The 20,101-nt window shown below is 28.7% G+C and carries 29 protein-coding genes and 1 tRNA gene; 8 read left to right on the top strand and 22 right to left on the bottom strand.

What is annotated here, in order from left to right; all coding sequences use genetic code 11:
* Positions 1 to 33: 33 nt before the first annotated feature.
* From LN42_RS01850 to LN42_RS01765, 19 genes are all read right to left on the bottom strand, one after another.
* Entirely contained in the window at positions 34 to 963 is a 930-nt protein-coding gene (locus tag LN42_RS01850; RefSeq protein ID WP_075780216.1) for a minor capsid protein, read from the bottom strand.
* Positions 944 to 2,098, bottom strand: coding sequence for a DUF935 family protein (locus LN42_RS01845; RefSeq protein ID WP_075780215.1), 1,155 nt, complete (start codon positions 2,096 to 2,098; stop codon positions 944 to 946). Before LN42_RS01845 ends, LN42_RS01850 begins: the two co-directional genes overlap by 20 nt.
* A gap of 4 nt (positions 2,099 to 2,102) precedes the next feature.
* The gene (gene terL, locus LN42_RS01840) at positions 2,103 to 3,479 is read right to left on the bottom strand and encodes a phage terminase large subunit (RefSeq protein WP_075780214.1); all 1,377 of its coding nucleotides are present in this window, start codon (positions 3,477 to 3,479) and stop codon (positions 2,103 to 2,105) included.
* Positions 3,436 to 3,897 (bottom strand): hypothetical protein, encoded by a 462-nt coding sequence (locus tag LN42_RS01835; RefSeq protein ID WP_075780213.1) that lies wholly within the window; start codon positions 3,895 to 3,897, stop codon positions 3,436 to 3,438. Before LN42_RS01835 ends, terL begins: the two co-directional genes overlap by 44 nt.
* Positions 3,898 to 4,451: 554 nt before the next feature.
* A tRNA-Pro gene (locus LN42_RS01830) sits at positions 4,452 to 4,526 on the bottom strand.
* 183 nt (positions 4,527 to 4,709) lie between these two features.
* Complete coding sequence (locus tag LN42_RS01825; RefSeq protein WP_075780070.1) at positions 4,710 to 5,177, bottom strand: hypothetical protein; 468 nt, start codon at positions 5,175 to 5,177, stop codon at positions 4,710 to 4,712.
* A 71-nt stretch (positions 5,178 to 5,248) separates the two neighbouring features.
* The gene (locus LN42_RS01820) at positions 5,249 to 5,488 is read right to left on the bottom strand and encodes a hypothetical protein (RefSeq protein ID WP_075780069.1); all 240 of its coding nucleotides are present in this window, start codon (positions 5,486 to 5,488) and stop codon (positions 5,249 to 5,251) included.
* A gap of 14 nt (positions 5,489 to 5,502) precedes the next feature.
* Positions 5,503 to 5,868 carry a RusA family crossover junction endodeoxyribonuclease gene (locus LN42_RS01815; protein ID WP_075780068.1) on the bottom strand — a complete coding sequence of 122 codons (366 nt, stop codon included), beginning with the start codon at positions 5,866 to 5,868 and terminating at the stop codon, positions 5,503 to 5,505.
* Entirely contained in the window at positions 5,865 to 6,116 is a 252-nt protein-coding gene (locus tag LN42_RS01810) for a hypothetical protein (protein ID WP_075780067.1), read from the bottom strand. Before LN42_RS01810 ends, LN42_RS01815 begins: the two co-directional genes overlap by 4 nt.
* Before the next feature lies 1 nt (position 6,117).
* Positions 6,118 to 6,405, bottom strand: a complete 288-nt coding sequence (locus tag LN42_RS01805) for a hypothetical protein (protein WP_075780066.1) — start codon at positions 6,403 to 6,405, stop codon at positions 6,118 to 6,120.
* Positions 6,406 to 6,416: 11 nt separating this feature from the next.
* A complete protein-coding gene (locus LN42_RS01800; RefSeq protein ID WP_075780212.1) occupies positions 6,417 to 6,884 on the bottom strand; it encodes a single-stranded DNA-binding protein in 468 nt (155 codons plus the stop codon).
* Between the two features lie 11 nt (positions 6,885 to 6,895).
* A complete protein-coding gene (locus LN42_RS01795) occupies positions 6,896 to 8,167 on the bottom strand; it encodes a replicative DNA helicase (RefSeq protein WP_075780211.1) in 1,272 nt (423 codons plus the stop codon).
* Positions 8,121 to 8,375 (bottom strand): hypothetical protein, encoded by a 255-nt coding sequence (locus LN42_RS01790; RefSeq protein ID WP_075780210.1) that lies wholly within the window; start codon positions 8,373 to 8,375, stop codon positions 8,121 to 8,123. The genes LN42_RS01795 and LN42_RS01790 overlap by 47 nt, the downstream gene beginning before the upstream one ends.
* A 4-nt stretch (positions 8,376 to 8,379) precedes the next feature.
* Positions 8,380 to 9,111, bottom strand: coding sequence for a conserved phage C-terminal domain-containing protein (locus LN42_RS01785; protein WP_075780209.1), 732 nt, complete (start codon positions 9,109 to 9,111; stop codon positions 8,380 to 8,382).
* A gap of 155 nt (positions 9,112 to 9,266) precedes the next feature.
* Positions 9,267 to 10,166, bottom strand: coding sequence for a phage recombination protein Bet (bet, locus tag LN42_RS01780; RefSeq protein ID WP_075780208.1), 900 nt, complete (start codon positions 10,164 to 10,166; stop codon positions 9,267 to 9,269).
* The gene (locus LN42_RS01775; protein ID WP_075780207.1) at positions 10,159 to 10,650 is read right to left on the bottom strand and encodes a hypothetical protein; all 492 of its coding nucleotides are present in this window, start codon (positions 10,648 to 10,650) and stop codon (positions 10,159 to 10,161) included. The genes bet and LN42_RS01775 overlap by 8 nt, the downstream gene beginning before the upstream one ends.
* Before the next feature lie 78 nt (positions 10,651 to 10,728).
* Complete coding sequence (locus LN42_RS01770; RefSeq protein WP_075780206.1) at positions 10,729 to 11,187, bottom strand: hypothetical protein; 459 nt, start codon at positions 11,185 to 11,187, stop codon at positions 10,729 to 10,731.
* 26 nt (positions 11,188 to 11,213) lie between these two features.
* Positions 11,214 to 11,378, bottom strand: a complete 165-nt coding sequence (locus tag LN42_RS10910; RefSeq protein ID WP_156865370.1) for a hypothetical protein — start codon at positions 11,376 to 11,378, stop codon at positions 11,214 to 11,216.
* 23 nt (positions 11,379 to 11,401) lie between these two features.
* Positions 11,402 to 11,611: a helix-turn-helix transcriptional regulator gene (locus tag LN42_RS01765; protein ID WP_198029623.1), complete on the bottom strand. Its 210-nt coding sequence runs from the start codon at positions 11,609 to 11,611 to the stop codon at positions 11,402 to 11,404.
* A 157-nt stretch (positions 11,612 to 11,768) separates the two neighbouring features.
* Between LN42_RS01765 and LN42_RS01760 the strand changes: the two genes are divergently transcribed.
* Positions 11,769 to 12,107, top strand: a complete 339-nt coding sequence (locus tag LN42_RS01760; RefSeq protein ID WP_075780204.1) for a helix-turn-helix domain-containing protein — start codon at positions 11,769 to 11,771, stop codon at positions 12,105 to 12,107.
* A gap of 22 nt (positions 12,108 to 12,129) precedes the next feature.
* On the top strand, positions 12,130 to 13,146 hold the full coding sequence (locus tag LN42_RS01755) for a hypothetical protein (protein ID WP_075780203.1): 1,017 nt from the start codon (positions 12,130 to 12,132) through the stop codon (positions 13,144 to 13,146).
* Here LN42_RS01755 and LN42_RS01750 read toward each other — a convergent pair.
* Both LN42_RS01750 and LN42_RS01745 read right to left on the bottom strand, forming a co-directional pair.
* Positions 13,143 to 13,415 carry a hypothetical protein gene (locus LN42_RS01750; protein ID WP_075780202.1) on the bottom strand — a complete coding sequence of 91 codons (273 nt, stop codon included), beginning with the start codon at positions 13,413 to 13,415 and terminating at the stop codon, positions 13,143 to 13,145. The two genes, LN42_RS01755 and LN42_RS01750, sit on opposite strands and share 4 nt — an antisense overlap.
* 41 nt (positions 13,416 to 13,456) lie before the next feature.
* Complete coding sequence (locus LN42_RS01745; RefSeq protein ID WP_075780201.1) at positions 13,457 to 13,660, bottom strand: helix-turn-helix transcriptional regulator; 204 nt, start codon at positions 13,658 to 13,660, stop codon at positions 13,457 to 13,459.
* Positions 13,661 to 13,844: 184 nt separating this feature from the next.
* Between LN42_RS01745 and LN42_RS01740 the strand changes: the two genes are divergently transcribed.
* The 6 genes from LN42_RS01740 to LN42_RS01720 all read left to right on the top strand — a co-directional run bounded on the left by LN42_RS01740 (position 13,845) and on the right by LN42_RS01720 (position 19,043).
* Positions 13,845 to 14,465, top strand: coding sequence for an XRE family transcriptional regulator (locus LN42_RS01740; protein WP_014295820.1), 621 nt, complete (start codon positions 13,845 to 13,847; stop codon positions 14,463 to 14,465).
* Between the two features lie 79 nt (positions 14,466 to 14,544).
* Positions 14,545 to 15,363: a hypothetical protein gene (locus tag LN42_RS01735; RefSeq protein ID WP_075780200.1), complete on the top strand. Its 819-nt coding sequence runs from the start codon at positions 14,545 to 14,547 to the stop codon at positions 15,361 to 15,363.
* 74 nt (positions 15,364 to 15,437) lie between these two features.
* Positions 15,438 to 16,889, top strand: coding sequence for a viroplasmin family protein (locus LN42_RS01730; protein WP_075780199.1), 1,452 nt, complete (start codon positions 15,438 to 15,440; stop codon positions 16,887 to 16,889).
* A gap of 11 nt (positions 16,890 to 16,900) precedes the next feature.
* Entirely contained in the window at positions 16,901 to 17,263 is a 363-nt protein-coding gene (locus tag LN42_RS01725; RefSeq protein WP_075780198.1) for a type II toxin-antitoxin system RnlB family antitoxin, read from the top strand.
* A gap of 161 nt (positions 17,264 to 17,424) precedes the next feature.
* Complete coding sequence (locus LN42_RS10905; RefSeq protein ID WP_156865366.1) at positions 17,425 to 17,592, top strand: hypothetical protein; 168 nt, start codon at positions 17,425 to 17,427, stop codon at positions 17,590 to 17,592.
* Complete coding sequence (locus LN42_RS01720) at positions 17,589 to 19,043, top strand: recombinase family protein (protein ID WP_075780197.1); 1,455 nt, start codon at positions 17,589 to 17,591, stop codon at positions 19,041 to 19,043. The genes LN42_RS10905 and LN42_RS01720 overlap by 4 nt, the downstream gene beginning before the upstream one ends.
* Before the next feature lie 84 nt (positions 19,044 to 19,127).
* On the opposite strand, the gene LN42_RS01715 is transcribed toward LN42_RS01720, so the two are convergent.
* Complete coding sequence (locus LN42_RS01715; RefSeq protein WP_075780196.1) at positions 19,128 to 19,937, bottom strand: hypothetical protein; 810 nt, start codon at positions 19,935 to 19,937, stop codon at positions 19,128 to 19,130.
* Positions 19,938 to 20,101: the final 164 nt, after the last annotated feature.

The raw sequence follows: 20,101 nt of genomic DNA, 5'->3' as shown, positions 1-20,101 counted from the left end.
CAATAAAAAAAGCCCCGAAATCTGGGGCTATATTTATAATCTATTCAGTATTTCCATTAAAATATTCACATCATAATCTCTTGTTTGAGGTTTTGGAATATTATCTATTTTCTGTAAAAACTCTAAATTATCTGCTGGTATATTCTCTTTTTTTACTGGAAATTCATTATCATAAATAGTTACTGTTCTTAAAAAACTCCTACAATTAACATGCAATGGCGGTGTATTTCTTGCTAATTTTGCTTTATCATTTTTATCTATATACATTCCCCATCTTGAAATACATATCTTGCTTGTCCTTTTATCTAATATCGCTTCAAATTGATAACCTTTTACTATATTTGATGTATAACTCTCTTCTAAAGCTCCAATATTGTATCCGCGTGTTGCTTCTGTTCTTGCTATAGCTTTAATTCTTTTCTTAGAAAAATCTTGCAAATTATTAGCTATATATTTAATAGCTTCTCTTTCACTCATACCTTCCTCAATTGTTTTACTAACTAATTCAGAAGCTTTTTTTAATGTATCTTCAGCTTCAATATTCGCAAGTTTTACAGAATATTCTTTGAAATAATCCAATATAAACTGATTAGGTTTAAAAAACATTTTCATTGCTTCCTCTGCTGTATATTTTTTTCTTACTAATTTCATTATCAAATCTTTATCCCTCATAAATACAGCAAATATTTCTCTATAATCACTCCATTCTTCAGCAAATTGTTTCTTCTTTTTCTTTGAGAGTAATTCACCTACCATAGTCATTTTTCCGTGTATATATCCACTTAATAATCCAATATAAAAAGCATTAGCTAAAGCTTGTGTATCTATAATATCAGGATTACCTTTTATTTGATTTAATGTGGATTCTCTTATTTGTTTAAATCCTTTTCTTGATAAATTGATTATTCTATTCTCGACTCTTTTAAAACTTTCAGCAATGGTTTTAATTCCAGTTTTTCTCATCTTCCTCATCTACCTTTTGTGTATCTTCATTTTTGGGAAATTTGAATAAATCTCTAATCCAATCATTATCTTCAATAGGATCAACTATACCTGTATTCACTAAAACAGAAATCACTTGTGATAATTTTACTCTTTCATCATTTGTTGGTTGCTCTGATTCTAAGAATTGCCCATAATTATTTACATCTGAATAATTATATTCAAGTATTTTAGCTACAACTGAATCTATTATGTTTTCTGAGTAATATTTGGCTATTTTTCTTACTGATGATAAGAACAAATCCATATGGATTTTACCTAATGAATAGCTTCCAACATTTTGTGTCCCTGATAATAATTGAGGTAATAACAATCCTTTATAAATCAACATATTTGCATATTCAATAGATTTTTCAAATGAATCAGCTATTGTTGCTTTAGGTTCTAATAGCTCAATTGTGGTTTCTGGATCTGTAGCAATAACTCCCTGACTCCAAATAGTCTTTAATGCGTCCAATAGTTCATCTACATCTCCTAAAGTTTTACCATGAGCTATTGGCATTGCATATCTTTCCATTGCTATTGCCCAAAATTTAAATAATACACTTTTAAACTTCCATGGTCTATATATTTTCTCTAATTCTGTTTTACCATATAACTCTCTTTGATTTAACCTAAATATAAAACATTTTTCTGCTGGAATTTCTATATTTTTGTTTGATGTTTTTTGAACTACTTTCACTATTTCACCTTTATCTAAAACAAATGTTATCGTTGTTGGATCTAAAGGAACAATCCTCTTTAAATATAATTTATTATTTTTCAATTCCCATACTAATTCAGAAACAGAAAAACCATAGGCTATTGAATCCGCCAATATTCTTTCTGAAACTATTTCAAGAGAAGTATCAAGATTTTCAAAGTTTTCTTTTACAAAATTATTCTTATCTTCATCTTCATGAATATATTCACCAATGAAATTAACTATATTTTTTGATAAGAAATTTAAAGCAGAAGATACAGTTTCATCTTTCAACATGTTTTTTATAGTTTCACTATCCAAATCAGGCTGATTCATTATCTCTCCAACATCTTGCCTTAAAGCAGCCCATGTTGTAGCTATTTGATTTGTTAATTGCTCTTTTGAAACTTCCATTTTATCACCTCGATTCATATTTCGTAGTTTTAACCACACTACTACTATTAAGAAATTCAAAAATATATGAAACCGCATCAACAATATCATCATGTTTCCCGTTCGGAAAACTTATTAATTGCTCTTCTAATAAAGATAGCTGATTTAAATGTCTTAAAATAAAAACTTTCTTATTTTCGAAATGTGGAGTTATTCTCAAGGCTCTTGTTATTTTATCTGCAGAAGGCCTTAAAGGTTTAACAGGTAATGCTGTTTTTCCTTTAAGATATTGAGTTAATGCTGCTTGATATTGTGTGCTTTCTATACCTATTCTTAACGGTTTCCATTTTTGGTAATAATATTGAATCATTTCTATTTGTTTTAAAAATCCTATATGATCAGCATAATTATCAAGAATAAAAATATTTTTATTAGAATCCATTCCAAAAGTTAAAATAACAAAATAGTCAGCACTATCTTTTTTAGATATTGCTAAATCCACTGTTTGATATATCCTTAAATTTTTTGGATAATTATCTGCATACTGAAACCATTCTCTTTTGAATATATTTCCATCTAAAGCTGTTGGTTTTTGTTGATATAACGCTAACCATTCAAATGTTCCTATATCTCTTTTTATCTTCATTAACTCTTCTTTACTATATCTTTCTTCCCAAAGAGAATCTCCTTTTTTCCTACCCAACACATCATCCTCTTCTGCTATAGCTGGTAATTCTATAATTTCCCATTCGTCTTTTTGTTCTTTAAGTAACCTACCAGCTAAATCATCTTCATGCCATCTTGTTAAAACTAAAATAATTGAAGCATCAGGATAAGCACGAGTTCTAAAGGTTGATCTATACCAATCCCATATTTTATTTCTTATTGTTTCTGAATTAGCCTCTTCTCTGTTTTTTATTGGATCATCTATGATTCCAACATGGAAGCCTCTACCAGTTATAGGACCACCAACACCAGCTGCCATTAATCCACCACGAGTATTTTCAATTCCCCAGTGTTGTACTGCTTGTGTTCTTTTATCTAAACTTACACCGAATAATTTTTCATGTCTTCTCAACGTTTCTCTTGCAATTCTTGAAAAATCATATGCAAGTTCTGCACTATATGCAGTAATGATTATTTCTTTATCTGGATATTTGCCTAAAAACCATGCAGGGAATTTCTTTGATATTAATTCAGATTTTCCATGTCTTGGTGGCATAAACACCATTAATTTTTTAATTTTACCTTCAGCAACTTCTTCTAATTTTTTGGCCAAAAATTTTAAATGATTCCCGTCTTTCCAATACCCAGAACCATCGTACCTAAGGAACTCATAAAAGTTATCTTTAAAATACTTACTTAGAATCTTTTCTTTCTTGATGTAATATTTTTTGCGCAATTTTGCTCACCGCCTCTGGCGATAACATTTCTGGATCTACTTCTATTAGCTCTGTATTATTATTCTCATTTTTAGTTATTTCAGTAGGTTGTCCCATTAATAACTGAATCTTATCTATCAATGTGGCCATACCTACTATTAAATCTTTGTAATTAGCTTTTTCTGCTTTCTCTTTTAATAAATCTAAGCCATAGAAAATTTGATCCCAAGCTTTTTTTATAAACTCTTCTTTTTTAAGTGTGCGTATGTGTGCAGTATCTTCTTTATTTTTTTCTTTCCACCATTTTTGTAATGTTTTTCTTGAAATGTTTAGTTTTTTTGATACTTTAGTCCAATTAGGATTTCCAGTCTGATGATTTATATTATTTTCCAACATTACTAATGCCTTCATTTTATCTTCATCTGTGTATTTAGTCATCTTACCTCACCTCTCTCATCTCCTTTTTATGTGTTATAATAGAAAAAAGGAGGTGCTAATATGAGAAAATTAGCAATCTTCCTACTTGCGGTGCTTTTATCGTAGTATATATTACGGCCAATGTTCCTAGACTACAAATTAGATGTAACTTTAAGTTATGAAAACGTTACATCAAACACAGTATATTAGGATTTTGATAAACTAATATCTGCTTTAGAAGAAATCTAGAAAATAGTGTCTAAAAAAGCGCTGCAAGAGGGAAAAAAGAAAAAAGCACCGTGAGGGAAACCCGCCTATTTGAATAGGTGGGTTTCTTATTTTTAATTATTGTCAATATAATAAAAGCAGGGGCGCCCGTCAGACCCCTGCATGTCGCGACCTCCTCTCTATTCTGGAATTATGCCAGTCAGTATAATACCAACCAGCATAATAATTTAAATTAGTATAATTATAATTAGTAATAAAAAATCCGGCATATAAAATGCCGGAAAAGTGCCGGAAGCTGCCGGATTAATGCCGGAGTGCCGGTATATTTATTTCAAGGAGGGAAGAGCTGGTCAGGATAGCAGGACTCGAACCTGCACCTCCACATCCCAAGTGTGGAATGCTACCATTAACACCATATCCTGATTTGTCACAACATTCTACAAAAATTCTACAGTTGTCACATAGTCACAAATGTTGTCGAACCTGTCGAAATCTGTCGATGTTTGTCGGAATAATAAAAAAAGGAGCCTTAACAGGCTCCTTCTAAGTATAGTATTCCATTCTACTTAATTATACCATATTTTGCGAACCTTGTCAATGATATACTACATATAGTGCAATATTTTCTTAAAAGCTGATGTTTCATACTTTCTTATTTGAGTTTCTGCAACATTTAATCTTTTGGCCAATTGGTATCTACTTTCACCTTTCCAAATACCATTTATTTTTTCTAAATCAATATATCTATAAAAGATCACACTTCTTTCCATTGCGGTTAATACTTCCCAAAACTCATTTACTTTGTCTATTATATATTTTTCCTTTTTATACTTCTCTAAAGCGCCAAGTTCAATTTGTTTAAAAAAATCTCTTACTGGAAAAGAAGTTGCATAAGTTTTTGTAGGGGATAACGCTACTCCTGGAAATCCAACTTCAACACATATTTCAAAATAACTATCTAAATACAAATGTATTTTTCTTTCATAAAAAAGAGTTATTGCTCTTTTGTATCCCATAAGTAGAAATTTGATATCATTAAAAGTAAGCGAGGAATTTTTTAATACATCTTGCATTCTGTTACCCTCCTATGATATAATTTAGAGGGTAGTATTTGGGCATTAGGGGCTTAATTGCCCCAATTTTTTTATATTACTGCTCTATTAGTTTTCTTTTCTGCTTTTTTCAATATTTTAGTCTTAGCTTTAAATTCAATATATACCATTGCATCTTCAACATTAGAAAGTTGTACAACATTTCCACTCTCATCAGTTAAAACTGGGCAAGATGTTTTTAATGCTGAAATTAAATAATAAGCTTCTTCTAAACTTTCAACATAAATTCTCTTAATATGTTTTGAATTAAAGAAATTATAAGCTTTTTTCATTTTTCTTCCTCCCCTCATTTCTGAAATATAACGACTGTTCTTTCTTCACCATCAACAAATGAAAAAGTTGAAACATCAATATTTTTATCATTCTCAAAAACTATCCCTTCAAATGAATCTATAAGAACCTTTAATAAATTGTTTGGATCTGGATGCTTACGATTTTTAAAATGAAAATGAATTTCCATCCGATAAAAATTTTCATCCCTTGGAATTTTTGTCCATTTTTGTTTTTTCATTGCTTGATAAGCTACATAACTTGCATATTCTTTAAACTCTTTTGCTGTTTTAGACATAAACATTCCATAACCTTTTCCACGTTTCTTGTATGCATGATTGACAGAAGGAGGAATCCCTTCTAATTCAATTAGCAAAGTCATTTCTCTATCTCCCCGATAGTTTTTACTTTTCCTCTTCTTAATTTCATATTTTCCGTAAATAACTTTGCTCTTTCTTTGGCCAAATCATTAATTCTTCTTCTTAAAGATTCATTTTCAGCTTCTAAATCAACAATTTTTATTTTTAACCGCATTGCTTCAGAATAAGCATCGGATTCATGTGCTGAAGCTAAAATTGCGGAGATTGAAAATCCAACAAATACACCTACAACAAACACTATAATCGTCATCCTATCTCACCCTTTCCTTATAAATTGAAGAAGCCTCAAATAACAATGAATCAAAATGTTTAGAAGCAAATCGTCTATAAACCTTTTGTTTAGAATATACTCTTAAAATATACTCATCATCTATCTTTCTTAATTCAATTTTGTCAAATCTTTCTGCCAAATTACCTAAAATTTGTTCATATTGTTTATGCAAAGAAGAAGGTTTAACTCCATAAAAGTAAGGTCCCGTATGTTCAAAAGTATTTGACATTCTTCGAGTCCAAAAATCACTTTTTACCCCTCTGTTCATTATTTCACCTCCTAAAACTTAGGTGGAATATCATCTTCTGTGCCGGAATCATCGATCGGGAAAAAGTTTGGAAAGTTATCATTGCTTAAATCAATATTTTCATCTAAATCACCAAATGGTTCTTCTGGTTCAACTATTTCAACGTTTTCACTTTGCTGTTTCTTTGATTCCATAAATTGAATAGTTGTTGCTAAAACTTCTGCTCTTTCCCTATAATTATTATTTTGATCTCTCCATGTATTTATTCTTAATGAACCTTCAGCAAGAATTAATAATCCTTTTCTTAAATAATTTTCAGCAAAATCCGCTTTCTTCCCAAAAGCAACAATTCTAATAAAATCAACTTGTTTTTCATTTCCATATCCTCTATCAACTGCAAGTGTAAAATTTACAACTTTATCTCCAGAAGTAGTCATTCTTATTTCTGGATCTCTTGTAAGCCTTCCAATAAGTATTACTCTATTAAATGAATAACTCATAAATCAGCCTCCTATTTCACCAAATATAAGTCAAAAAAATGTGAATATTTCCCAAAAAATCCCAACTCAACTATTCCTGTTTCTCCTTCTCTTTGTTTTCCAATAATAACTTCTATTTTTTCAGCTTTATCTTCTTTTTCAATCTCTTCTTTCTTCTTTCTTTTGTAATATGCTGGTCGATACAAAAACAATACAATATCTGCATCTTGTTCAATCGCTCCAGAATCTCTAAGGTCACTTAACATAGGTCTTTTATCTTCTCTATGCTCAACATTTCTACTCAACTGGGATAATAAAAACACCGGAATATCAAGCTCCAAAGCAAGTAATTTCAATTGTCTTGTAATAACTCCAAGTTCTTTTACTAAATCCGTTGTTTTACTCATAAGTTGCAGATAATCTATAAACAATCCTTGAATTTTATATTCTCTCTTTAGTTTCCTTGCTACTGACTTTAAACTTTCAATAGTTAGGTTAGTTGTTTTCCCAAGCAAAATGGGTGTTCTTTTCAGTTTTTCAATCACAAATTCCAAGTTGTTTCTCTCTTGCTTATTGATGTATCCATGGGCTATCTTATTATACTCAATATGTGTAGCAGCTGCTAGAATCTTATTTCTTAATTGTTTTTGATTCATTTCTAAACTGAAGAATGCACTCGGATAACCTTCATTTGCCATGTTTGTTGCTATATTTAGAGCAAAAGTTGTTTTACCCATTGCTGGTCTTCCTGCTATAATTACCAGTTGCCCACCTTTAAAGCCTCCTAAAAATTTATCTAAATCATTTATGCCTGAAGGTATTCCTACAAATTCATTGTTTAACCTTCTTTTCTGCATTTCTTCAACTTCTTCAAAATATGTTTCAAGTGTTTCTGCCAATGTTTCATATATTCTATCTCCTATAATTTCTATGCCTAATATCTTTTTTTCAACATATTCGAGCACTTCATATACACTTGCATTATCTAAAGTCTCCGAAATATTTTTAGCAACATGTTTTAATTGCCTTTTTATACTTTCTTCTTTCAATTTTTTTACTGCATTATCAAAGTTAAATAGATCAGGTATTTCATCAACAAAACTCTCTAATGTTTCTGGAGAAATTTTCAAATCCTGAGCTGTAGTAAATACATCTATGACCTCTCCATTTTCTAATCTATTTTTTAAATAATTAAAGATATTTCCAAAATTATTGTTTTCAAAATCTTCTTTATTCAAAACAGAAACATCAATAGAATCATCTAAGAACATATACCCGATTATCCATTTTTCTAATTCCTGCATTATCTATCACCCACTCACTTTTAATTACTGAATCCATAAAGTCAATTAATTCTTTATCTACAAAATCTTCAAAAATCAACAATCGTTTTAATTGTTTATACTTATGCATTATCTTTTTATCTATTGCTTTTGTAAATCTGGTATTAGATAAGTTATATCGTTTAAAATGAAGTTCTATTAAATCATCAAGAAGTTTATAAATATCCATTTAATCATCTCCCAAAAGGATATTCAATATAATAATTTTCTTCTTTTTCTTCTTTCTCAAAACTTTCATTTAGGTAAGAATCAAATTTTTCAGAGTTAAAAAGAGTAGAAGGTCTTAAATATTGTTTCATTTTAGGATCATTAATCCATTGCTTTACTTTTAAATCTATAACTTTAAAGAAATCTTCTTTTTGATATTTTTCTTTGAGTCTTGCATTAATGTATTTAAGATTTCCTTTTGTAGGTTTAAATTTTTTATTTGCTTTTTCGTTTAAGTAGTCCAAAATTTCAATCGCGACATTATATATATTATTATTTTGTTTTTGTTTATGTTTTGTTTTATATATAGGCTCACGATCTGGTTCAGGAACTGGCTCACGGACTGGCTCAGTATCTGGTTCAACATCTGGCTCGCTATCAGGCTCATTTTTTGAACCAGTTATATGTTTTTTATCAGGTAAATCTGGAAACCAAAATTTAGAAACTGAATGATCCTTTTTGCCTTTTTTATATGTAATCAAATTTCTATTTACAAGCTCTTGAACAGCACTCGACAGAGCGTTCCTTGACACTCCTACGATAGCTGCCAAGCGTCTATGGCTGAAGTAGAGAGGACCATCCCAATACAGCTTATTTGCCTTTATGACTAACATGACATAAAGTTTATAAGCAGTAGCGGGCAATGGACGCTTCTCCTCTTCAATCTCAAGACGCTCGAGGAGCTTGAATATATCCATACAAATCACCTCTTTTATTGATGCCGTAATTATTCCAAAACTAAAATCTCGAATATTAACTTGTCAAAGAGCTTTAGAAAAGGGAGTGCTGAAAAAATGAAGGTGCTTATAGGCACTCCCAAAGAAAGATAGTTATCTTAAAAAGGGGGATAGATTTACTCTTGCCAAAGTTTTACTGCTTCTGCCATTAATTGTTCATCTTCTTCATATGGTTCTTCAATTATCACTTCAGGCTCTGTTTTTCTTACTTTTTCTTCTTTTTCAATCCATTTAACAAGATATTTTATTGCTTGATTTCTTTCATCGTTTGTAAATTCACCAAGAGGCTTTTTAGCTCTTCTTTCTAATTCATGCAATATCATTTCTTCTTTTACGCCAAGCATTTCAGATAAAATCCTGACTTTTTCTTTTAATACTTGTACTAAATGTGGATTAGGAAGGTCTTTACTATTTTTTTGCTCTAATTTTGGCCTGCTTGTTGGTTGTTGAGGAGATTCAATCTTTTGTTCTTCAATTACCATATCCATTTCTTCTCTTGTGTATAATCCGTGAATTCTAAATGCTTTCCTTAGTGCTTGTGATTCTGCTACTTTTTGAATCATTGTTCTTGGTTTTTGTAACCATGTATTTTGCCATGTTGTATATTCTTCCTCATACACCTCTTCGGTTACTGGATGACTCCAATCTTTTCTATATACTTTGCACCAACCTTTATATTGCCAATCTCTAACCTTTTTCCCATTTACATATAGTGGTTCATCTACCTTTTCAACTCCAGATTCAAAACCATCAAAATTAGGATTTCTATGAGCAATACTTAAAAAACCATCTCTCCCGGCAAATATTGAAACTTTCTTTCCATATTTTGTGTTATATGCTGTAAGATATATTTCTTTAGCAAATGGATCCAACTGGTATTTCTTTGCTAAATGAATAAACATTTGAAACTCTTCATCGGATACTCCCTGAGGCACTAAAGTTCTTTTTATCAAATCAATTTTTTCTTTATCGAATTCGATTATTTCTTTTGATTCAACTGGTTTAATTTCACTCATCTTTTTCACCTGCCTTTTCAAAGGTTAAAGAAACTTTTTCTTCTTCTTGCAAATATTCTTTTAATTCTTCAAATCCTTTTTTAACTTCTTCTGGAATATCTTCACTAATAGTTCTTTTAATGGTACTTATTGCAGATTTTTTAGGTTTATAAGTTATACTGAAAACTTTCTCTGCAAATTTCGGATATCTTTGAGCAATTATTTTTGCATATTTTTGACTTATTTTGAAATCGATAGTCCAAGTAACTTTCGCTTTAATACCATCTTTTTCAAGATGTATAGTGCTTTTATCATAAGGTTTTGGTAAGCTATCAAATAATTCTTTTTCAAGTTGTTTCCTTTTTTCCCTTAGCTTTGATTCCATATCTTTTATTTCTTTTATTTTTTTTAGATATGAACCATAATCAATTGATTGCTTTTTTTCTTTCATTTCCTTTAATTTATCAATATTTTCTTTTGTAATTAAAAAAGTTTTTTCTGCCATTTTTCTCCCTCCTAATTATTTTTAAATTTAAAATTTTTATGCTATAATTTAAACGGAATAGTTATGGTAGATCCCCATCTACCCAGCCTGCACCGTTTTGGTGTGGGCGTTTTCTTTTTTCAATGGAAGTTTTATCAATCTTTGTTGCTCTTCATTGTACCTTTTTAATCCTTCTCTAATTTTCCATTTTTGATATGGACCTTTGATGTCAAAGAACTTTAGTATTCCATTACTTTTACGATTTTCTGTTTCTATCTGAACTGCTCTAAAAAGTATTAGCATTGTTATTTCATCTTGTGGTTTATCAATTTTCTGGATAGTTTGTAATATTTCTTTGAATCTACTGCGATACGGCTCAGGAGAATCATGTATCCAACTTTCAATCTTTTCCTTGAGTTCATCTTCAATATCTTCATACATCTCAAACCTTTCAAGTAATTGTTTTATGAAAAATGCGTTCGCTATGCTGTTTGAGTTTTCTGCTATTAGTTTCTGAATCGGTACTCCTGATATCATCACTGTTCTTGTTGTCCCCATTTTCTCCCCTCCTCTGCTTTGCAAGATTAATAAGATACTCTCTTGTTTTTGGATTTTGAAATAACGCTACTCCTATCGGATGCAGTTTTTCCATTTTTATCCTCTCCTTTTTCCAAAATGAAATAGATATTAGACAGAATTTTGAATTTTTCTTTTAGTTTAAATTCTTTTACTTCCTTCGTTACTCCCATTGCATCACCTCCTTTGGTATTTGTTATACTTTCGAATGTTCATATTCCTCTGGAAAAATCTCATTCAATTCACAGTCTAAAGCTTTGGCTATTCTTCTTGCTATTGGTATTGTTGGTGCCCTTTTTCCTTGTTCTATAAAAACAATATGAGCTTGAGAAACATTTGAGCGTTTAGCTAATTCTCTTGTTGTTAGGCCTTTTAATTCTCTATAATACTTTAAATTGTTTCTCAATGAAATCACCACCTTTCTTTTTATGTTTCTCATAGTTATCATAACATATTTTACAAAAGTTATCAATTAAAAACAAGTAACGTTTCTTTTAAGAAACTATTGACTTTTTAAAATCCATTTGATATGATTACAATAGTAAAACAATCGAGGTGAAAGTATGAATTTTTCTGAACGTTTAAAACAGCTTAGAGAAGAAAAAGGAATTTCTCAAAGGCAGTTAGCACGTGACCTTAATTTTTCTTCTGCCGCTGTTTCTTTATATGAATCCGGACAAAGAGAACCGACTTTAACTGCTTTAGAAAAACTGGCTAAATACTTTAATGTTTCATTAGATTATTTAATTGGTTTAACTGATAAAGATAACGAACTCCCAGACTTTGTCAAAGAGCAAATTACAAAAATTGATGAATTGAAATCTCTAAAACTCTCTGAAAAATTGGAACTTATCGGTAATGAATTAATTAATATTTCTAAGAAAATTAAAGAGTTTGAGTAAATTTAACTAGGGGGATTGGGATATGTTCAAAACAGCTTTTATGATTATGCCCTTTAATAATAAAGACGCAAATGAAATTTATGAGCATGTAATAAAAAAGGTTTGTTCTGATTTGAATATAGAAATAAAAAGGGTTGATGAAAATAAAACCTCTACTTCCATAACTAAAGAAATTTTTGAATTAATAGAAAATAGTGATTTAATAATTGTAGATTTGAGCAAATCACCTATTGAAGAAAATGAAAACATTTACAGCTGGAATGCAAACGTATTTTGGGAATTTGGTTACGCTTTTTCATTAAAGAAAAATAATATTATTCTAATCATTAATAAAGAAGATTTTGTAAACTTTCCTTTTGATATAAAAGATTTAAGAGTTTTCCCATATGAAAATAGTATTGGGAAAGCGGAAGATTTTAAAACAACTCTAAAAGATGTAATTAAAGAGACACTCAAAATATCCCAAGAAGTCAAAGTAAATAATAAACATAATAATATTCAAAGAGTTCCAGAAATTTATGTTCGATTTCCAAATAAAAAAGATACATTTGAATTAAATAAAAATGAATTTGAAGATGAAATTCTTGTTTCATATGAACTTAAGAAGATTGGAATTGGTTATTTATATACTGATTATGATAAAGTTATCGAATTAAGTGGTAGAAATTTATACCCCATAAAATTTTTATATGGAAATTTTGGTACAAACACAGCGCATAATTCTAAAATTGAAATTACAATTCCAAATAATATTGAGCTTTTAAAAGAAAAAGAAAAAATAATAAAGAAACATCCGTTTATAATGTCTAGTTTTAATATTACTCACATAATTCCAGAATTCACTGAAGAATTGGAGAATAATACTATCCATTTATGGGATAAAAAATTGCTACATAACAAAAAATGGTATGAAACAAAAACTTATTATTTATATTTTGAAAATAACGAACCTAAGGATTTTGAAATTAAATATACAATATTTTGTGAAGAATTACCTGAACTTATAACTGGAATACTGAAAATTAAATTTGTTGATTAATCCCATTCTTTTACTATTTCTTTCCACCATTTATATAATTTTGAAAAAGTTTCAGCTCTTTCTTTTAATTTCAGTGCTTCCTTCTTAAGAGCATCAAAAGAGGAAGCATTTATTATTTTGTCTACATGCATAATTGGTTTATTAGAATAACTGTAATCATCCAAATATCTCCCAACAATATAAGCGTTTGCATCTACAAGTTCATGAAATTTTTCATCTTCAATAACCTTTTTACATAATTTTTTAAATTCTTCAGGATAAACATTCACTCTTCCACCTCCTATTCACTTTCCAAAGAGCCTGCATCATATCACTTACTTTCTGCTACACTTAAATCGAAGAGTTCTTCTACTGTTGTTCCTAATATTCTTGCTATTTTTAGTGCTTTGTCTATGGGTGGTTTGCTTTTTCCTGTTTCCCACATGGCTACAGTGTTTTGTTGTACATTTAAAAGCTTTGCTAGTTCTTTTTGAGTTAAACCTTTTTTTAAACGATAAATCTTTAATTTTTTCATTTACTCACCTCCTATATCATTTGAATCAATTTTTTTCTTCTAAAAATCATTTACATTGATATTATATATCAATTGAATTGATATGTCAATTACAAAAATATGAAATTTATATTAAAAATTGATATTCAAAATATAAATATCAATATTATTGATTTTAGTGTATAATTATTTTTGAGGTGAAATTGTGGAAAAATTTGCTGAAAGGTTGAAACGTGCAAGATTAAATAAAAATTTAAGACAAAAAGATTTGGCTGATTTACTTCATGTAGGTCAGTCCACTGTTGCTATGTGGGAAAGAGGAAAATCAATTCCTGATATTAAAATTGCTTCAGAATTAGCAAAATTATTAGATGTCTCAGTAGACTTTCTTTTGGGAATAGATAACAAAATTAAAAATATCGAAGACAACAAACTCAGCTTGAAGCAAATTCCTGTATATGGATATGTTGCAGCAAATAGTCAGCATGGTGAAGTTGCATATGAAGAATTACTCGATTTTATCGTTATCCCTGAAGGAATGCGAGGAGATTTTGGTTTAATAATCAAAGGAGACTCCATGGAACCACGTCTTAAAGACGGTGATATTGCCGTAGTTTTAAAACAACCTATTCTTGAAAATGGCGAAATCGGAGTGATTATTATTAATGGAAATGAAGGCGTAGTAAAAAAATATTATCAATCTGAAAATGCTATAACATTAATTAGTTTAAATGAAAATCATCCGCCAATAGTAATCCCAAAAAGAAATTGGGACGACATAATTATTGTCGGTAAAGTAGTAGGAAAATATGAAAGATGGGAATAAAGCGAGACCTCGAGGGTCTCGCTTTTTTAATTAATCAAACGATTGATATATTAATTTTAGATTAAGGAGGAAATAAACTATGAAAAGAAGATTCATATTCGTAATTATTATAAGTTTTGTTCTTATTTTCAATTCTTGTTCCGTAACTTATTTAATGACTATTCCAAAACATCAGAAAGAAAGGAAAAAGGCTATAGAATTAACAGAAAAAATTAAAGATCCAGATTTTAAGAAATATGTATTGGAAACTATGCCAGCAACACCAGATTTTACAACTTTTTTACTGTTAGCTACAGGCGATATTTATACTTATACTTATTTTAATTTTTATTCAAATCCTGAAAATGTTTATAAAATCACAGGGACATACGATAGAAGTTCTTTGATTATAACAGACATAATTGTTGGAGGACTTTGGGGATTAGGGGTTCTTTCAAATCTTATCGATTTTTTTACTCCTTCAAATTATGAATATTATAAAACACAAGACTTATCTACAAAACTTAATGATTCGCAATTAGCAACAGATATTGTTTATCAATATTATTATAAGAAATATTTAGATTATTTAGAATACGAAAAAGGAAGAAAAAAACAAATCGAAGAGCAAAAAAAGCGAGAAGAAGAAATGAGAAAAAAAGAAATTGAACGGTTAAAAGAACAATATGGTAAATGGTGGGAATATGTTGACAAAAAAACAATTGTAATCGGAATGCCCGCATGGATTGTAGAAGATATTTTTGGAAAACCTTCAAGCGTAAATAAAACAGTAACTGCAAGTACAGTTTATGAACAATGGGTATATGAAAGATATAATTATGCTTTAAATACATATTGGCCATATCTATATTTGTATTTTGAAAATGGAGTTCTAACATCTTGGCAAGAAACCAACTAAACTCAAGGAGTACGAGAGGAATTGAGGGGATAACCTCTTGGAGGCTAAAATGAAAATTCTAAAGGAGGATTTTTATGGGGAAAAAGAAAAAATATTATGCAGTAAAAAAAGGAAGAAATCCAGGAATATATGAAAGTTGGGAAGAAACAAGAAAACAAGTTGACAGGTTTTCTGATGCAGAATATAAAAGTTTTTCTTCTCTTGAAGATGCGAAAGAATATTTAGGAATAGAAAGAGGAAAATTAGAAACTGCTACCAATAATCCAGATAAGGTCGTTGCATATGTTGATGGTAGCTATGATAATAAAGAAAAAATTTATGGTTCTGGAATTTATATTATTCATAATGGTATAGAGAAAGAATTTTACAAATACGGAAATGATCAGAATTTTTTAAGTACAAGAAATATTGCTGGTGAAATAATAGCAACTTTATTAGCTTTAGAATATGCTAAAAAACAAAATGCTAAAGAAATTGATATATATTATGATTATGAAGGAATAAAAAAATGGGCTGTAGAAGAATGGAAAACAAAAAGCGATATAGCAAAAATCTATAAAATAAAATTTGAAGAATATAAGGAATATTTAAACATTAATTTTTATAAAATCGAATCACATACAAATAATCCTGGAAATACAAAAGCTGATGAATTAGCAAGAAAAGCAATTGAGGAAAAGCAAAACAATATAGAATTTAATATTTCTTTAGATAATCTTGATGAAATAAAAAAATATGATAAAAATGTTAACTTTAAAGTTGTCCTGGAGAAAAAAGAAGATTTTAATTTATTAGAAAAATTATATGAAATTGAAAATTATGAAATTACAAAATTAGAATCACAAGGTTCAGTCATTAGTAGGTTTAAAGTAAAAAGCAAAATGCTTAATAATTATTTATTTTTCAATCTTTATGAAAATAATGTATTATTAATTCAAGGAAAAGCTTATGATGCATTTGTTCAAGCTCAAATGTTTTTTTCAAAATATGGAAGTTATAAGGAAATCCTTAGATTGAATGAAGAATTTTTAAAAGCAAATGTTGAAAAAGCAGAAAATGAATTTGATTTGATAACTAAAAATCTTTCAAATTTTTTACAAGAAGAAATTAAAAATTTAATTTTTACAGCATATTTAATTACCAAACAAGAAAAAATGCCTGGATTAAGTGATTATTCTTTTTACTTAATGCCAATAATGCGAGCTATGGAAGCTTTTTTGCACGCAATATTAGATGAATTTAAGATTGATAATCCTGATAAATTTGATATGTTTGAAACACAAGATAGAATTCATTATTATTTAAAAAACGAATACAAAAAAAATATTAACAATTTTGATGTTGAAATCGCTATAGAAAAATGCTATAATTTCTACCACAAAAGGCATAATTTTGCACATGCTAAAAATAAATTTGCATTAACAAAACTCATTGATGATCCAAATAAAATTGATGCAATGATAATGGAAGGAATTCAATTAATAAAAGATACATACGATATATATATAAATAATAAAAAACCATAGAGGTGATTACTATGGAATCGTTTAAAATAAAAAAAATTAAAAATGAAAAATATGAATATTTAGTTTTATCAATTTCATATATTAATCCTTTCGAGGAACTTGATAAAATTGAAAAAAAATTAAAAACAAGAAAATATAAAGGTTATATTTTATTTGACCTTTATTTGTCTCATGTCAATAACAATTATAGATTTGCGGAAGGCTATTTTGATGGTGAAAAATTTGTAAAATCTAAATTCAAATGGTTATCTGATATTGGTGAAAATATAAAGAAAATATCTTATAAGTTTTTTTCTGATCATCCTGATTATATCGATAATAGTTTGTTGTCATCAGTCGATAAACTGTATTTCAAAGAAAAAATGTTTATATAATGAAAATCGTTCCTTCGTGGAACGATTTTTTTTATTTTCCGAAATAACAAAAATGTAGTATAATATATGTTGATATTAATCTATAATGTTTAATCATAATATATTTATAAGTTTGCATCACTTCAGTAAGAAAATATTAAAATGTGTTTGAGGTGATGCAAATGATTATAGTTCGTGTGCTTGTTTCTGAAGAAGATTTGGATCTTTTGAAGGAATTTGGATTTATGTTTTGGGATGAGAGAAAGTTAACTCAGGAAGAGCTTTATAATTTTTATAAGTTTTTACTTTCGCTACAAAAGGTTAGTAAGGAGGGAAGTGAGGAACTATGAAAAAGGCTGCAGCTTATGCAAGAGTATCTACTACCGAACAATCAAAAACAAGTATTGATGGACAATTAGATACTATAAGAAATTTTGCTAAATTTAATGATATAAAAATAGTTGAAGAGTTTTGGGATAAGGAGTCTGGAGGTAAAATGTCCAGACCTAATTTTGATATTATGATAGAAAATGCTTTTGCTGGAAAATATGATCTTATTCTTGTGGAAAAGATAGATAGGTTCGCAAGAGAGGACATTGAGGCTACTTTATTGATTAAACAACTTGAAGATGCTGGGATATTTGTTATGTCTGTTTTAGAACCTGCTGACGTAACAACTCCCTCTGGAAGATTTCAACGTTGGATTATGTTAGGTTTCGGGAAATTAGAAAGAGAAATAATCGCTGATAGAACAAAAAGAAGAATGAGAGATACTGCTAAGCGCGGCTATTGGATGGGGGGAATTCCACCATATGGTTATAAAACTGTAGAAGTGAAAGATAACGAAGAAAGAATAAGAAAGAAGTTAGAAATAGTTGAAGAAGAAGCAAAAGTAATAAGAAAAATTTTTGAGTTGCATGCTGATGGTAAAGGATTAGCAGCAATCGCAGATTATTTAAATAACAAAAATATTCTAACTAGGAAAGGAAAAACGTGGGCCAAAACAACAATATATGATATTCTTAGAAATAAAAAATATATTGGAATTTATGAATATGGAAGAGGAACTAAAAAAAATCATCATGCTAAAAATACCAAGCCTTTAATTATAGAAAATGTAATTCCACCTATTATTGATGATGAGTTATGGGAAAAGTCAAAAAGTCAATTTAGAACTCCTGTAAGAATTTCTATGATCAGAAATTATTTATTACGAGGAAAAATATATTGTGCTGAATGCGGAGCTCCTCTTGTTGGAAACGGCGGGAAAAAGAGTATGTATGTATGCTCTAACTGGAAAAGCAGGAAAGGTGATCATTATGTTGGTATATCGAAAAATAAAATTGAAAAACATGTATTTCTCCATTTAAAACATTTATTGATTGATAATAAACCTGATTTTCGTGAAATTGCAAATACATTTAATTACCTATATCAAACCAAAAAGCAGTCTAAAAATAAAAAGATAAAATATGTTGAAAATATGTTGAATGAAAAATATGAACAAAGAAAAAATATTATAGATGCAATTAAAAAAGGAGTGATGGTTGAAAGTTTAACAGAAGAAGCAGAAAATATAGAAAAAGAAATTAAAAGACTTAAACTGGAATTAGAAAGATTAATGCAAAATGAATATTTTGAAATTACTGAAGAAGAATTAGAACATCGTTGGAACAATTTAACAGAAATGATTTTAAGTGATGATGAGGATACATTGAAAGAATTATATGATTTGTTAATTGAAAGAATAGAGGTGGCAAGTGATGGATATATACGAATTATAAATAAAGAACTTTTATAATCCATACTTGTATGGAAAGGTACGAATAGCCGTGGGGCTGCCATAAAAAACAGCGACGTTTATTAAAACGTCGCTGTTTTTTTATCAAGTTTTTGTTAAATAATTGATTTCCCAGAAATTCCATAGATATTCTGGTCCTTTTTTATATAATAATTTTAATGAATCAAGTTTTTTATTGTTTGAATGCCAGAAATCTATAATGGCGAACATTCCTGATATTGCAATATATTTATCCCAATAATTATTTGCTGTAATTCCCTTTATTAAAAGATTTTTATCTAATTTATTTTTCAATTTTTCTTTTAACATTTCATATGAATATTCTCTTTTTTTAATATATTTTTTTTCGTTCCAATTAATTTGTTCTATGTTATTTGAATAGGATAAAAAATGTGCAAATCCCTCGTCAAAAAATAAATATTTTAATTGATTTTCGATTTTTTGTGGATATTGAAATCTTTGATGAATGTAGTAATGAGCTAATTCATGAGTGATTAATAAGGATATATTTTCTTTTAACTTTGGAGGATTGTCAATATTTTTTTCAAGTAAATATATATCGAAAATCATCAAAGTATTTCCATTTTCATCATATCTTATCATTGCTTCGTAAGGGGATGGAGCGCCAATGATTGGGAAAATAATGAAGCTATTATCTGTATTATCAGATATTTCAAATATATTTTTCCATATATTATAATTACAAGGTTTAAATGAAAAAATGATATTTTTGAATAAATTATAAGTGTTTTTAATTTTTTGATAAGATTCCTCTGGAGGTGCTTCAAATAAAATTTTTCCATTCTCAATAAGAGAAAAGATTTTATTGTTTGAGAGTTTTTTTAAATTTTTTTCCATTAAATATGTATCTATTATTTCTGTATTTATTTTCATTTTCCATTTTTCTCCTTTCATGAGTTTTTATATTTAATATAATATATTATACATTATTTTTGGTGGAAGACTTTACTTTTTGAAATTTTTGTAGTATAATATACGAAAATTATTATAAAGAGGTTTTGTGTATGGGAAATTATTATAATAGAAATATAGTTGTG

Origin of the sequence: Marinitoga sp. 1137 (assembly GCF_001941525.1) — a bacterium.
Taxonomy (GTDB): domain Bacteria; phylum Thermotogota; class Thermotogae; order Petrotogales; family Petrotogaceae; genus Marinitoga; species Marinitoga piezophila.
Note: the sequence above shows the minus strand (reverse complement) of the source record. Positions and strands in the feature narration are given on the sequence as shown.

What these genes read in the sequence shown, in the direction of transcription:
- LN42_RS01850 (WP_075780216.1), bottom strand. Translation starts at nt 963, where the DNA reads ATGAGAAAAACTGGAATTAAAACCATTGCTGAAAGTTTTAAAAGAGTC.
- LN42_RS01845 (WP_075780215.1), bottom strand. Translation starts at nt 2,098, where the DNA reads ATGGAAGTTTCAAAAGAGCAATTAACAAATCAAATAGCTACAACATGG.
- LN42_RS01835 (WP_075780213.1), bottom strand. Translation starts at nt 3,897, where the DNA reads ATGACTAAATACACAGATGAAGATAAAATGAAGGCATTAGTAATGTTG.
- LN42_RS01825 (WP_075780070.1), bottom strand. Translation starts at nt 5,177, where the DNA reads ATGCAAGATGTATTAAAAAATTCCTCGCTTACTTTTAATGATATCAAA.
- LN42_RS01820 (WP_075780069.1), bottom strand. Translation starts at nt 5,488, where the DNA reads ATGAAAAAAGCTTATAATTTCTTTAATTCAAAACATATTAAGAGAATT.
- LN42_RS01815 (WP_075780068.1), bottom strand. Translation starts at nt 5,868, where the DNA reads ATGACTTTGCTAATTGAATTAGAAGGGATTCCTCCTTCTGTCAATCAT.
- LN42_RS01810 (WP_075780067.1), bottom strand. Translation starts at nt 6,116, where the DNA reads ATGACGATTATAGTGTTTGTTGTAGGTGTATTTGTTGGATTTTCAATC.
- LN42_RS01805 (WP_075780066.1), bottom strand. Translation starts at nt 6,405, where the DNA reads ATGAACAGAGGGGTAAAAAGTGATTTTTGGACTCGAAGAATGTCAAAT.
- LN42_RS01800 (WP_075780212.1), bottom strand. Translation starts at nt 6,884, where the DNA reads ATGAGTTATTCATTTAATAGAGTAATACTTATTGGAAGGCTTACAAGA.
- LN42_RS01795 (WP_075780211.1), bottom strand. Translation starts at nt 8,167, where the DNA reads ATGCAGGAATTAGAAAAATGGATAATCGGGTATATGTTCTTAGATGAT.
- LN42_RS01790 (WP_075780210.1), bottom strand. Translation starts at nt 8,375, where the DNA reads ATGGATATTTATAAACTTCTTGATGATTTAATAGAACTTCATTTTAAA.
- LN42_RS01785 (WP_075780209.1), bottom strand. Translation starts at nt 9,111, where the DNA reads ATGGATATATTCAAGCTCCTCGAGCGTCTTGAGATTGAAGAGGAGAAG.
- bet (WP_075780208.1), bottom strand. Translation starts at nt 10,166, where the DNA reads ATGAGTGAAATTAAACCAGTTGAATCAAAAGAAATAATCGAATTCGAT.
- LN42_RS01775 (WP_075780207.1), bottom strand. Translation starts at nt 10,650, where the DNA reads ATGGCAGAAAAAACTTTTTTAATTACAAAAGAAAATATTGATAAATTA.
- LN42_RS01770 (WP_075780206.1), bottom strand. Translation starts at nt 11,187, where the DNA reads ATGGGGACAACAAGAACAGTGATGATATCAGGAGTACCGATTCAGAAA.
- LN42_RS10910 (WP_156865370.1), bottom strand. Translation starts at nt 11,378, where the DNA reads ATGGGAGTAACGAAGGAAGTAAAAGAATTTAAACTAAAAGAAAAATTC.
- LN42_RS01760 (WP_075780204.1), top strand. Translation starts at nt 11,769, where the DNA reads ATGAATTTTTCTGAACGTTTAAAACAGCTTAGAGAAGAAAAAGGAATT.
- LN42_RS01755 (WP_075780203.1), top strand. Translation starts at nt 12,130, where the DNA reads ATGTTCAAAACAGCTTTTATGATTATGCCCTTTAATAATAAAGACGCA.
- LN42_RS01745 (WP_075780201.1), bottom strand. Translation starts at nt 13,660, where the DNA reads ATGAAAAAATTAAAGATTTATCGTTTAAAAAAAGGTTTAACTCAAAAA.
- LN42_RS01735 (WP_075780200.1), top strand. Translation starts at nt 14,545, where the DNA reads ATGAAAAGAAGATTCATATTCGTAATTATTATAAGTTTTGTTCTTATT.
- LN42_RS01730 (WP_075780199.1), top strand. Translation starts at nt 15,438, where the DNA reads ATGGGGAAAAAGAAAAAATATTATGCAGTAAAAAAAGGAAGAAATCCA.
- LN42_RS01725 (WP_075780198.1), top strand. Translation starts at nt 16,901, where the DNA reads ATGGAATCGTTTAAAATAAAAAAAATTAAAAATGAAAAATATGAATAT.
- LN42_RS10905 (WP_156865366.1), top strand. Translation starts at nt 17,425, where the DNA reads ATGATTATAGTTCGTGTGCTTGTTTCTGAAGAAGATTTGGATCTTTTG.
- LN42_RS01720 (WP_075780197.1), top strand. Translation starts at nt 17,589, where the DNA reads ATGAAAAAGGCTGCAGCTTATGCAAGAGTATCTACTACCGAACAATCA.
- LN42_RS01715 (WP_075780196.1), bottom strand. Translation starts at nt 19,937, where the DNA reads ATGAAAATAAATACAGAAATAATAGATACATATTTAATGGAAAAAAAT.